We start from the raw sequence: 12,819 nt of genomic DNA on the forward strand, positions 1-12,819 counted from the left end.
TCTAATCTCTTTGCATTTTCAAGCTCTTTCGCTCTTCTGGCGCTAACAAAAAAAAGACCGCCCCCTAAAGAGAGGTACAGTCTATCCTATACACGCGAAGCGCAAGGCAGCGCAGCTTACTTTCAGTCCGCCCCTTGCCCGTTCCCGGCCCCCATCAGCCAGCGGTCCAGAAAGGCGTATGCCATATGGCGAATGTCCGGCGGAAAATCATGGTCCTTCACAGTCATAACGGCCTGGAACCGGTCGTCCGCCCCGAGAAACTGATACAGCTTGTAAAGATCCTCCATACATTCGCCGATCGCCTTCCAGTGCGGGAATATCCGGTCGCTTTGACCGAAGTAGTGAAACGAAGGCACCGGAGCCGCGAGAGCCGCAATCTCGTGAAATTCGAAAGGCACCTCGTACCGGCTTAAAGCCGCGGTTACTTTCGGCAGATGCGTATACCAGTCGCGGACGCCCCAATGCGTCGGACGATGGTCGCCATAGAAGGGGCTGAAGCCGCAACTGCTGACGACCGCCCGGACCCGTTCGTCCAATCCGGCCAGGAAATAAGCGTTGTAGCCGCCGAACGAATGCCCAATCACCCCGATCCGCTCCGCATCCACGCCGCTTAGCGAACAGAGCAGATCGACGCCCTGCATATGGTCAAGCACATTTTTGCCGACGGTGGACCATTCCGGATACCGCTCATAAAACGGTTTGCTGCGAAAGGAGGACAGTCCTTCGTAGATTCGCTCCCCGGCCGTCAAGGCATCGGGGGCGAGCACGATGTAGCCCCGGGAGACGAGCTCAAGCCCGTATCGCCTGTTCTCCCGGCCGTCAGCCGTAGCAACGTTCTCCTTCCCGCTCTCATGCGTCGGGTGAAGCGCCAGGACGGCGGGGCGCCGTCCGTCCGGTCCCGCTCCGCCCACGGAATCATCCGGGATCAGCAGGTAGGCGGTGACCGTATCGCCCAGCGCCGTATCGTACAGGAGATGAATCCTCGTATGGTCGCTCTCCTTCGTTTCGCCAAGCGTCTTGCAGGAAACCGGGACGCGGTCCGGGACGCCGCCGATGAAATCCAGCCACTGCTGCCGAATTCCGCTCCGCTTGCGCTCCCAGTCCTGCGTCTCCTCCAATCCGTCCAGCAGCTTCGGGACGCCTCCCCGATTCAATTCGTATAAGTTGTAAGCCATTGGTGTCTCTCCTGTTTGGGTATGATTTGCCGCTGCCGTGCTGCTGCCGAGGTTATACCGGAGACCTCGGCGGAGCCGGCTGCGGTCATTCGCTTCGTGCCGCTACTTCGTCTTGCTTTTCTCCTTCTCCACTTCCTGCTTGAGCAGTTCGTCAGTCTTGCGGAGCACCGTATTCACATCAGACTTGCCCTGAGCGGCTTCCACGAACGCGCTGCGCAAATGCGTGTCCGCGATGTTCGTATCGATCAGCGTCATCCCCTTGGCCCGCGCCGGGCGAAGCGGGGCGAATTCATAATACCCGACGGCCTTCATGTTTTTGCTCTTATGCACGGCGCTGTCCTGGCCGAGCGCATTCATCATGTCCTTGCTTGCGACCGTCGGCAAAAAGCCGTTCCGCGCATCCTTCATCTGCACCTCGTCGCTCAGCATCTCCATGATGACCTGGAACGCTTCGTCCTTGTACTTGCTCTGCTTCGTGATGAGCAGATACCCCGGCGGGAAGATGCCGATTTTTTTGGGCGCCCCCTCGATAACCGGAATGGAAACCATATCCCAGTTTTTGATCATGCTCAGATCCAAGTACGGCGAGTAAATATCGGCATGAATCGCGACCGTCCCTTTCTGGAACGCGTTCTGCTCTTCCGCCAGCGTCGGGGCGATCGGATTGTTCGGAATTTGGTAAAACCGCGTGTAGTTGTCAAAAATCTTTTTCCACGTATCGAAGCTGGACAACTGGTCTTTGGCCGGATCGAGCGTGGAGAGCGAGTATTCGTTGTAGGTCATAAACGTAGCGACAAAGGCGGAAAAGCCGCGGTAAGTGACTCCGTCCTCGACCCGGGTCATTTTGCGGGCGACTTCGTATACTTCATCCCAAGTCATGCCGTCCTTCAAATAAGGCTGGCCGAATTTGTCGAACAGGTCTTTATTGTAGTAGAGCACCCTTGAGAAAAACGGCGACACCGGAAGGCCGTACAGTTCTCCGTTTTGCGACGTTAAATCTTTAAAGCCGTTAATAAAAATCGGATTAAACCGGTTCAGATCGTACTTGTACTTCGTTACCAACTCGCGCAGGTCGTAGCCGAGCCCCATGTTCAAATAGTTGGTGTGCACCGTGCTGGAGATATTGCGGATGATATCGGGAATTTCGCCGCGGGCGACGTACTCCTGAATCGTGTTGGCTGCTCCGGCCGTCGGCAGCCAGACTACTCGGATATGGGGGAATTTTTTCTGCAATACGTCCTTGAAGCGGGTGTTGAACTCTTGCTCGGATACGCCGAGAGCGTGTATTTTCAGCTCGATCGGCTCGGGCGGCTTCTCCGCCTGCTTAGGGGCTTCCTTCGCGCCGGGATCGGCAACCTTAGGAGCCGTCTCTCCCCCGCTGCAAGCGGCCAACGTTCCAATAAGCAGCAAACCGGCCACGCCGGCCAGCAGCCTCGTGTTAGTAACCAATAGGATCGACCTTCCTTTTCTCTGGTTTGAATAGGCAGCCTGCATCTCAAGCACCTTTACCTTGAAGGCGATATGCGAATCGGTCTAATGTGAAACGCTTACAACACTCCTTTCCGTACATGGATCGGAAACCTTCTGACTGACTGAGCTTAGGAGGATAAATAAAACAAACCTCTTTTCTAATACGTAACTGATACTTAACTTACAACAAAAACTATATTTTAGAAGTTAGTTAATGTCAATACACAAAAATAAATATTGAAAATTGGATATTAAACCGATATAAATACGCTAATTTTCGCATAATTGATATTTATCTGATATGTATATCGCGTTCGCTAACACTGTTATGAATTACCATTGTTTGACAAGCTACTAATGATCTACTATGATCAATAATCATAGCACTTTAAGAGGTTGATACGTATATGGTGCGACGTCCAAGCCGCAAAACGTTTCGCCCCCGTCTGGACGAAATGGTCACATCGATCCGCAACAATATCCTTACCGGCAGCCTGGAGCCGGAGCAATATTTGCCGTCGGAGAAGCAGCTTGCCGAGCTGTACGGGTTAAGCGTGCAATCGGTGCGCAAAGGACTTGATCTGCTCGTAAGCGAGCGTATGATCGTCAAAATTCCGAAGATCGGCAGCAAAGTTCTCGATCCCGCGGAAAAAGGAGCGGTCACGATCCGGTTCGGGTATTCGCCTACGATCCCGGACGATGCGGATATCCACAGGTTGATCGCCATGTTCCACCGGGAGCATCCGAATATTCACGTTCAGGCCGTTCCGCTGGGAGGCCAGTTGTACGATCAATTCAAGCCGTATCTCGATAACGGGATGCTGGACGTGGTCACGATGAACTACAATAGTTACCTGCAATTTGCCGAGCACGGCAGTCTGGACGATTTCGAGATTCTCGAACGGCAGGACGCCCTGTATCCGTTCCTCTCCGACGCTTTCGCGAAGGACGGCCAGCTGCGGGTTCAGCCTTTTACCTTCTCGCCTCTCGTCTTGTGCTACAATCGCGCCCACTTCATCCAGCAGGGACTGCAGGAGCCGAACAGCAGCTGGAACTGGCAGAGATTGATCGAATGCGCCTCTGCCTTGGACATCCCGGGCGAGCGGGTCGGTTTTCACTGTTACTTCTCCACCCCGAACCGGGCCAGCATCATGCTGCTGCAGAAGGGGGGCTCCTTCGAACGCCGCGAAGACGGCCGGCTCAAGCTGGCGGGTACGCGCATGATGGACGCGATCCGCTACAGCCGGGAGCTGTATGAACATATTCCTTCACTGCCGAACAGCCTCATGAACTGGGAAGCGGAGAAAGTCCAGATGCTCCGCCAAGGCAAGCTGTCGATCGCCATCCTCAGTTTTTTTACGTTAAATCATCTGCGTGACGCCGAGCTGGACTACGACATCGCCCCGGTTCCGCATCTCGGGGACGCGCTTACGGTGCTGATCGTCATCGGACTTGCCGTGAACCGGCATTCCAAAAACAAGGAAGCTGCGAAAAAGCTCGTCGATTTTATGATCTCTTCCCAAGCCCAGCTGGCGATCCGGCAAAATACGTGCAGCCTTCCCGCGCGGGTTACCGCCGCAGAATGGTCCGGACCCGATTCCGGCGTGATCAACCGGCCGTCGCGCTTCTCCTTGTTCCGCGAGATTATTCCGAGCTACCGGCTCTTCTCGGATCTGAACCTCCTCGAAAGCGAGATGCACGGGCTGTTCAGCGAGCTGCGCCTGTACTGGGCCGGCTTGCAGGATGAAGCAACGTTGTGCAGGCGCGTGGAAGAGCTGTCGGGGAGCTCGGCCGATACGACTCTTTCTCCGTCTCCGGCGATGCCTTAGCCCGGCTACGAATGCTGCGCTCGGGTTAGAGACTGCCTAGTACGTCGTACCCCGGAGGGGTTGCCCCAAAAGCGCTCGTGTGACAGGGAGCGTCCCCATTTCCATACGAAAGGACCTCAAATTCCACGTTAAACATGGAGGATGGGGTCTTTTTTCTCGAAGGAAATCGATTATAAGCGAGGCTTACCAAATCGCAAAATAACTGGTTCTGCAGACAGCCCCTCTTTTTAGAATAGGATCGAACTATTCGTTCTTCGGACACGCCCTGAAGTCCCTCCGACCTCCCCCACATTATGGTATAATACACACATTCGAACATACATTCGCCCGAAAGGCGTGATTTTGTTATGAGTTCCCACGATGAAACCCGGGTGTGTACCGATCCGGCGTACCGGGAGTCCGTGTTCGCGCATATGGCCGATACGTTTGGCGTAACCGTCACCGGATATACCCAGACATTTCTCGGCCTGCTGAATATGAAATGGACGGTAAGCTCAGCTGACGGGCCCCTCTTCGTCAAATGTTATCATCCGAAGCGGTACAATCTGAGCGACCCGGATCTGAACCGGCAGGTCGAGCGCTCGTTGTCGGTCCAGCACGATTTGCACCTTCGCGGCGGGATCTGCCCGGATGTGTACAGTGCAGAAGGGCGGCATCTGCAGCAATCGCCGGAAGGGTATTACTACGCCGTCATGCAGCCGGCGGAAGGCGCACCCCCGAAGGCGGGCGAAGTCGGAGCTGCGCGGATGTATCGGCTGGGCCGGGTAACCGGGCAGATGCATACGCTGCTGCAAACGCTGCCGGCGGAAGGGACGCCCTGGAAACCTTCGCCTGGCGGGATTAGAGGCAAATGGCAGGCCAATCACGAAGCCGCCTTGGCGTCGGCTGAACCTCATCCGGCCGTTATCCGGGCGATCGAACGGCAAGACGACATTCTGCAGACGCTGGACCCGGCTATGTTCGACGGTCTGGAGCCCGGCTGGGCGCACTGGGACTTTTGGGTCGACAACTTCCTGTTCGACGCCGACGATCACGTGCAGGTTATCGATTTCGATACGGTGCAATACAGCTACCCGGAAATCGATACGGCAAGGGCGCTGCTGTCCGGCGCCTGGCACGAGGGCGCGCTTCAGCGGGAAGCGGCCGCAGCTTTCCTGACCGGCTACCGGGAGCAGCACGATTTCCCCGCAGGCCGGCTGCCGGTTGCGCTGAAGCTGCTATGGTGCCGCGAAGCGCACTGGTGGCTCCGTGCTTCCATGCTGACCCATGCCAGCATACCGCCCAAACGGTTCGCCGAGGAGCTGATCTGGCTAACCGAGCAGTGGGACCGGCTGGACGAGTTGTTTGGGGATTGGTGAGGACAACAGCCTTAGGAGGCTGTATGTTAGGGTTTGGGTTTGGGGTTGGGTTTGAGGCTGGCTTTTGGGGGTCGCCTTTGGGGGCGCCTTTGGGGGCGCCTTTGGAGCCGCCTTTGGAGCCGCCTTCGGGGCGCCTTTGGGGGCGCCTTTGGAGCCGCCTTTGGAGCCGCCTTTGGATCGCCTTTGGGGTGCCTTTGGAGTCGCCTTTGGGGCGCCCCTGGAGAAACCTTCAAGTTTGACCCGACCCCATGCCTCCTTTCCTACTTGTCCGTTTCTTTACCGGAACAAACACTTCCTCTATTTCGTTATGAAGTCGGCAAACCGCCTGTTAGCGGAACTTTTACTTCCGTTATTCGCGACAATGCGACCGGTTTTTACGAATTTCGCCGAAATAACGGAAACGTTTGTTCCGCTAACCGGCTTGTTCAAGCATTTCCGGCCTAATAACGGAAGCCGGACTTCCTCTACATATATAGAGAGACGGCACCGCGCAACAAAAAGAACCCCCGGAACCGCTAATAAAAAGAGCATCGGAGGTTCTTACCTTATCATTGTTCGGCACGCCCGTACTCAACTCGACCTGATACGTTCCCCTATTTCGTTTTGCTCTTCTCTTTTTCCACTTCCTGCTTAAGCAGTTCGTCCGTTCTTCTCAGCACCGTATTCGCGTCGTCTTTCCCATGAGCGGCATCGAAAAATGCGTTGCGCAAATGAGTATCCGCGACACCCGTATCGATCACCGTTTTTCCTTTTTCGCGCGCCGGGCGGATCGGGGCAAATTCGTAATGGCCGACGGCCTTCATGTTTTTGGTTTTGTACACGGCGTTGTCCTGTCCGAGCGCAGCCATCATATCCTTGTTTGCAACCGTCGGCAAAAATCCGTTCCGCGCATCCTTCATCTGCACGTCGTCGCTCAACATCTCCATCATGACCTGAAACGCTTCGTCCTTGTGCTTGCTCTGCTTCGTAAGGAGCAGATACCCCGGCGGGAAGATGCCTACTTTTTTCGGCGCCCCTTCAATAATCGGGATCGACACCATATCCCAGTTTTTCACCATACTCAGATCGAGATACGGGGAGTAAATATCGGCATGCATCGCAACGGTCCCGTTCTTGAACGCGTTTTGCTCTTCCGCGAGCGTAGCGGCAATGGGATTGTTCGGAATTTGATAAAACCGGATATAGTTGTCGAAAATCTTTTTCCACGTATCAAAGCTGGACAGCTCGTCTTTGGCCGGATCGAGCGTAGAAAGCGAATATTCATTGTACGTCAGATAAGTGGCAACATTGCCGGAAAATCCGCGGTAGGTAACCCCGTCCTCCACCCGGCTCAGCTTACGCGCAACTTCGTACACCTCGTCCCACGTCATGCCGTCCTTCAAGTAAGGCTGGCCGAACTTATCAAACACGTCTTTGTTATAATAAAGCACCCTCGAGAAGAATGGCGATACCGGAAGACCGTACAACTCCCCGCTTTGCCCGGACAGCTTAATGAAGCCGTCGATAAAGATCGGATTGAAGCGGCTAAGATCGTACTTGTACTTGCTGACCATCTCCCGCAGATCGTAGGCAAGCCCCATGTTCAAATAGTTATTATGCACCGTACTCGAAATGTTGCGGATGATATCGGGAATTTCGCCGCGGGCCACGTACTCCTGAATCGTGTTGGCCGTACCGCTGGTCGGCAGCCAGACGATTTTGATATGGGGAAACTTCCTCTGCAGCACCTCCTTGAACCGCGTATCGAATTCTTGCTCCGCAACGCCGGAAGCATGAATCTTTAACTCGATCGGCTCCGGCGGCTTCTCCGCCGGCTTCGGCGTTTCGCCGGACGCATCCGGCTGCGGTGACGTCCCCCCTCCACTGCAAGCGGACAACAACGCCGCGAGCGACATCCCGATCATACCTGTCTTCCATTTTCGTTGTGCCATCAATCGAATCGACCGTCCTTTTCTCCTGTATGTGGTATGCCAGCCATCCTCACTTGAAGATTCGGCATACTCCATATGTAACGGATCACGGACCGCCGCACCATTTCACATATTTAAGATCCAGTACAGTTTTTTGACATCCTAAAAAAACGAACTACCGGGCGAATCGTTGTACTCCCTTGCCCCGGAGAGGTGCAAACCGCCCTTATCCGGCGACGCGCTATGCCCCCAGCGTGCGGGTGCCCGGCGTCGCATGACGACTGGGGGACAGGCCCTAAGGCCCTTGCCCCCGCCCCTGCGAATGGGGCCCCCTTTCTCACGGCACAGACTCGCACCATTGTGCCGCGCCTTACAGCGGTTAGATCACCCGCCCACACAGGCGGCCCCCATCCTCCCCGAGTCCTCCCCGCGCCACCCTGCAATAAAAACAAAGCGCCGCCCCTACTTGCGGAGCAGCACTTTGCGAATTTCGTGATTCGAGCCCTTCTGCAGCAGCAGTTGGGCGCGCCCTTTGGTCGGGGATATATTTTGGCGGAGGTTAACGGCGTTAATCTCTTCCCAAATCTGCGTAGCGGTCTGGACCGACTCTTCCTCCGTTAAAGTGGAGTACCGGTGAAAGTACGAGTCGGGATTGCGGAACGCCGAATCCCGCAGCATCCGGAACCGCTCGATGTACCACCGCTTGATGTCGCTCTCCTCCGCATCGAGATAGATCGAGAAATCGAAAAAGTCGCTGACGAACACTTGCGACTCCTTGTTCACCTGAAGCACGTTAATGCCTTCGACGATGAGAATATCCGGAGCGCGGACGACCTGCGCCCGGTCCGGCACGATATCGTATACAAGATGGGAGTAAACCGGGGCCGTAACCTCCGGCTTGCCGCCCTTCACTTCGGTCAAAAATTGCAGCAGCCGCTTAATATCGTAGCTCTCGGGAAACCCTTTTTTCTTCATCAGCCCGCGTTCCTGCAACACCCGGTTCGGGTGCAAAAAGCCGTCCGTCGTAATCAGGTCCACATTGCGGTGATTCGTCCACCGGGACAGCAGCAGCTGGAGCAGACGGGCCGCCGTGCTTTTTCCGACTGCGACGCTTCCGGCGATCCCGATAATGTATGGCGACTTCGCTTCCTGGCTGCCCGTAAAATAAGCGGCCGACTTGTACAGCTGCTGCGAGGCAGCCACGTACAAATTAATCAGCCGGGTAATGGGATGGTAGATTTGCTCCGCTTCCTGGAACGGAATCTGGTCGTTCAACCCTTTCAGCTTCTCGAATTCTTCCTTCGTGAGCGGAAGCGGCGTATGGTCCCGGATCGCCGACCACTCCTCCCGGCTAAACTCCATGTACAACGAATGGCGATTCATGTATGCGCTCTCCACCGATCTGTAGTAACTGAAAAAAAGTATGCACGAGGCGGAGCGGCACGTCAAGCAAAACTTAACCTCGCCAATCGGCCGCCAGAACGCAAGATCCGGCTTTCCTCCCCTGCGATTTGCAGGCGGCGGGAGCGGTGAGGAGCGGTAACCGCCGCGATCGCGTATAAAAGATCCGCTGAATCCGCCGAAATACGGCCCGCCGGGGACGCCTCCTCCCGGCTGCAGGCCAACGGCTGCGTCTGTACCATCTGCCGCAGCTCACGGCCCCGCCCTGCTACCGGTGCCGGCATGCTTGGACCACTCAAGCCGCTTCATCGGCCAGTATGGACGAAACGGCCCGACTTCAAACCGGCCGGCGGGAGTGCACACCGCCCGCCCAGAGCCCGGCACGATGGCGCCGTGAGCGCGAACGGCCGACCAGCCGCTGGCACTCACGCGGTCGCCGCGGTCGCCATTCCGGGGAAACGCATCGTTATCTCGGCCCCTCCCTCCGGAATGTTTCTCGCCGCGATCCGGCCGCCGCAACGCTCGACGATCGCCCGGGATATCGCCAGCCCGAGCCCGGTTTCCCCGTCCTTTCCTTTCACGAACCGGTGGAACAGGTGCGGGAGCAGCTTGTCCGGTATCCCCCGCCCGTCGTCGACGACGGCGATGACGAGCTGTTTATGTTGAATCCGCACCTGAATCCGGATTCGTTGGCTCGCATAGCGGGCTGCGTTACCCACGACGTTAATCAAAGCTTGCAGCAGCTTGTCCCGGTCGGCCCGAACCGTCAGCCGGTCATTATCATTTGTGTCCAGCACCGTCTCAATCGTGATCCCGTTCTGCACCAGAATCGGATTCAGCCGCTCTACCGTCTCTTCGATCAGCTCGGGGATCGCAACAGCGCCGAACCGGAAGCTGTCCTCCTCGCCGTCGAGCTTGGCAAGCAGCGTCATCTCCGTCACGATGTTCCGCAGTCTGGCGCTCTCGCTGATGATGACGTTCAGCCCTTTCCCGGCTTGCTCGCCTTCGAATACGCCGTCGCGGATTCCTTCCGCATAACCGGCTATCGACATGAGCGGCGTTTTCAGCTCATGGGACGCATTTTGAATAAACTGCTTCTGAATGCGGTTATATTTCTCCAGTTCCCCTGCCAGCTTGTATACCGTCTGCGCAACATCGCCGATCTCTCCTCCGGCCTGAATGAGCCGGACTTCCGAGAACCTGCGGTTCTCCACCTTCTGAAGCTCGCCCTGCAATTGCAGCAGCGGACGGATCAGTCTCCTTGTAATGAAGAGGCTCAGCAAAAACACAAGCCCTCCGCCGACGAACAACACGATCAGCAGCCGGCCCAGCAGCGACAGCTCGATCTCTTTTATTTTGCTCATCGGCGTAAAAAGCGTAAGCGTCCCTTGCGGAATTGAGCTTTTGGAAACCAGGTACTGGATATCCTCGGCTTCCCGCAGTTTCTGGATACTCACCACTCCGGGGGCGGCCGCCGCCGTAGCCGTGCCGAACGTAGAAGTCCAGACCGGAACCGCGTCCACCGTGCTGAATACTACATTTTCGGTGGAATCCGTGATGACCGCCCCGACACCCGCAACCGGCGCAGCCGTAATAGTAGCGGCCATGGAGGCGACGGCATTGTCCCCGCCCTGCTCGACGAAGGTTAGATCGCCCACCGCAATCGTAGACGTGATCGACCGTTCGATCGCCGTCATATCTTTTTTCTGAACCTCGATAAAGTGATCCATTAACACATAGTGGAAAATAACGGCCGTCACGCTCAGCACCAACACAAGCATTAAGCCGAACGCCAAATTTATCTGGTGCAGCAGCTTCATTCCCCCGCCACCTCCGCTTCCATGCGCAGCCGGTAGCCGTGTCCCCATACCGCTTCCACGGGAAGCTGCTCGATTTTTTTGCGCAGCCGCTTCACCAGATGATCGACGGCCCGGTCGCTGCCGAAATAGTCGTCCCCCCACACCAGGGTGAGCAGCTCGTCCCTGGCGAATGCGCGGTTCGGACGTTCCGCGAACGCCTGAAGCAGCGCGAATTCCTTAAACGTCACGTCGATCTCGTCCCCGCACCAGAACGCCCGCCGCTCTTCCTGCACGAGCTGCAGCTGGCCGGCTCCGAGCTGAAGCACCAGCGCCTCGCCCTGCTTCATGTCCTCCAAAGTTTTCAGTTTCTGCGTGCGCTGCAGCTGCCTCTTGATCCGGGCGACCAGCTCGCGGGGGCTGAACGGCTTGACCATATAATCGTCGCTCCCCAGCTCCAAACCTAATATCTTGTCAACCTCAGTATCCCGGGCCGAAATCATAATGATCGGCACCTCCGCCTCCCGGCGGATTCGCCTGCAAAACTCGTAACCGTCCATGCCGGGCAGCATAATATCGAGCACCCACATATCCGGGGGAGCCGTCCTCCACTGCTCCCAGGCTTCCTCGGCGGAGGCGAGCGCGGCCGTGCGGTATTGCTCCTTTTTCAAATAGGCTTCCACCAGTTCGCGTATATGAGGATCGTCGTCTACGATCGCGATTAAGTAGTTGTTCATCCATCCAGCCTCCTGCAGTTCCTTTCGTATTAATATTGTAGCAAAACCGCAGCCGCAGTAGCGATCTGCCATCGTTTTTCCACAATTTCTCGAACGATTTGCCACAAACGGCCGGTACACTGAAGCCTGTAACCACCCATCAACCTTAAAGGAGTGCTGTACCGATGAATTACAAGCAAATGTTGAAAACCACCGCTTTGTCTACCTTGCTGTTGTCTGCCGTGGGAGCCCCGGCCGCCATGGCCGAAACTGCCGATCAAACGAACGCCAAGCCGGTGCAAATGGCCGAAACGGTCATTGCCAAAAAGCTGCTGGACCCACTCAAGCTGGCCGAAACGTATGCCCCGGAAACGGTCGAAGACTGGAAACAGACGCTGGACGCGTATACGTCGCTCACCCCGAAAATGTTGTTCTGGGCGGAAAGTGCCGATGGCCAGCCGCTGAACATTCAAACGGTGCCGCTTAGCGAGGCTGTGGCGGTCGAAGGCCAGTTCGCCATAAAAGCCGACGTGAAGTTTGAGGAGATGAAGCCGCTTGACGGAAACGAATTTTTCAAAACGGTTACGATGGTGAAGCGGGTTAATGACGATACCTTCGCCATAGAGCCGGCAACTGCGGATTCCAGCGGGGACGAAGCAGAAGCCGGAGGCTTGAACGAGGCAGCCGTTACCATCTCGGTAACTGCCGTTCCGGCCCTCAAGGTTTCCGCCGAAGCCGGTGATACAATCACTGATCCAAGCGCCGAAGCAATCGCTGCCGATAAGGTCAGCTTCTCGATCTCGTCTGCAAGCGTCGTGGACTCGACGATCGGCGCCAGCGCCTTCGCTGAAGGCTGGAAGCAGCTTGAAGAAGCCGTACAATCCGATGACGGACAAGCCATCAAGCAGGCGTTAGCTAATCAGTTGGAGTTGTACAAGCAGAGAATTACGGAGCTGCGAGAGGCGAAGACGAACGTGACTGCGCTGCAAGCAATTCCGGCAATCCCTGCCGTTCCGGCCGCATCCGCAGACACAGAATAAAGGATGCAGCTGTGCGGGAAGACTGCCGTCTAAGCCGGCCCGGGTCGTACTTTGGGCCCGAAACCGTGCAGCAGGGACGGCTCTGCCATAGACCGTTCTAGCATCGCTGCCGCCCCGGTTTGGC

The 12,819-nt window shown here is 56.4% G+C and carries 10 protein-coding genes; 3 read left to right on the forward strand and 7 right to left on the reverse strand.

The genetic code is table 11. From position 1 onward, the window contains the following. Positions 1–122: 122 nt before the first annotated feature. Together PV433_RS17500 and PV433_RS17505 are read right to left on the reverse strand one after the other, a co-directional pair. Positions 123–1,175, reverse strand: coding sequence for an alpha/beta hydrolase family protein (locus PV433_RS17500; RefSeq protein ID WP_332073352.1), 1,053 nt, complete (start codon positions 1,173–1,175; stop codon positions 123–125). Positions 1,176–1,277: 102 nt separating this feature from the next. Beyond that, positions 1,278–2,624, reverse strand: a complete 1,347-nt coding sequence (locus PV433_RS17505; protein WP_332073353.1) for an ABC transporter substrate-binding protein — start codon at positions 2,622–2,624, stop codon at positions 1,278–1,280. A gap of 428 nt (positions 2,625–3,052) precedes the next feature. Here PV433_RS17505 and PV433_RS17510 point away from each other — a divergent pair, with 428 nt between their 5' ends. Both PV433_RS17510 and PV433_RS17515 read left to right on the forward strand, forming a co-directional pair. After that, a complete protein-coding gene (locus PV433_RS17510) occupies positions 3,053–4,474 on the forward strand; it encodes an extracellular solute-binding protein (protein ID WP_332073354.1) in 1,422 nt (473 codons plus the stop codon). 347 nt (positions 4,475–4,821) lie between these two features. Beyond that, the gene (locus tag PV433_RS17515; protein WP_332073355.1) at positions 4,822–5,832 is read left to right on the forward strand and encodes a phosphotransferase enzyme family protein; all 1,011 of its coding nucleotides are present in this window, start codon (positions 4,822–4,824) and stop codon (positions 5,830–5,832) included. A gap of 593 nt (positions 5,833–6,425) precedes the next feature. Here the strand turns inward: PV433_RS17515 and PV433_RS17520 are convergent. The 5 genes from PV433_RS17520 to PV433_RS17540 all read right to left on the reverse strand — a co-directional run bounded on the left by PV433_RS17520 (position 6,426) and on the right by PV433_RS17540 (position 11,676). Further along, complete coding sequence (locus PV433_RS17520; protein ID WP_332073356.1) at positions 6,426–7,763, reverse strand: ABC transporter substrate-binding protein; 1,338 nt, start codon at positions 7,761–7,763, stop codon at positions 6,426–6,428. 441 nt (positions 7,764–8,204) lie between these two features. Further along, a complete protein-coding gene (coaA, locus tag PV433_RS17525; RefSeq protein ID WP_190931928.1) occupies positions 8,205–9,125 on the reverse strand; it encodes a type I pantothenate kinase in 921 nt (306 codons plus the stop codon). A 62-nt stretch (positions 9,126–9,187) separates the two neighbouring features. Beyond that, positions 9,188–9,427: a hypothetical protein gene (locus PV433_RS17530; protein WP_332073357.1), complete on the reverse strand. Its 240-nt coding sequence runs from the start codon at positions 9,425–9,427 to the stop codon at positions 9,188–9,190. A gap of 141 nt (positions 9,428–9,568) precedes the next feature. Further along, positions 9,569–10,963 (reverse strand): sensor histidine kinase, encoded by a 1,395-nt coding sequence (locus PV433_RS17535; RefSeq protein WP_332073358.1) that lies wholly within the window; start codon positions 10,961–10,963, stop codon positions 9,569–9,571. After that, positions 10,960–11,676, reverse strand: coding sequence for a response regulator transcription factor (locus PV433_RS17540; RefSeq protein WP_332073359.1), 717 nt, complete (start codon positions 11,674–11,676; stop codon positions 10,960–10,962). The genes PV433_RS17535 and PV433_RS17540 overlap by 4 nt, the downstream gene beginning before the upstream one ends. 164 nt (positions 11,677–11,840) lie before the next feature. Between PV433_RS17540 and PV433_RS17545 the strand changes: the two genes are divergently transcribed. Further along, positions 11,841–12,695, forward strand: coding sequence for a hypothetical protein (locus PV433_RS17545; RefSeq protein ID WP_332073360.1), 855 nt, complete (start codon positions 11,841–11,843; stop codon positions 12,693–12,695). Positions 12,696–12,819: the final 124 nt, after the last annotated feature.

This window comes from Paenibacillus sp. GYB004, from assembly GCF_036577605.1.
GTDB classification, from domain to species: Bacteria; Bacillota; Bacilli; order Paenibacillales; family NBRC-103111; genus Paenibacillus_AB; species Paenibacillus_AB oceani.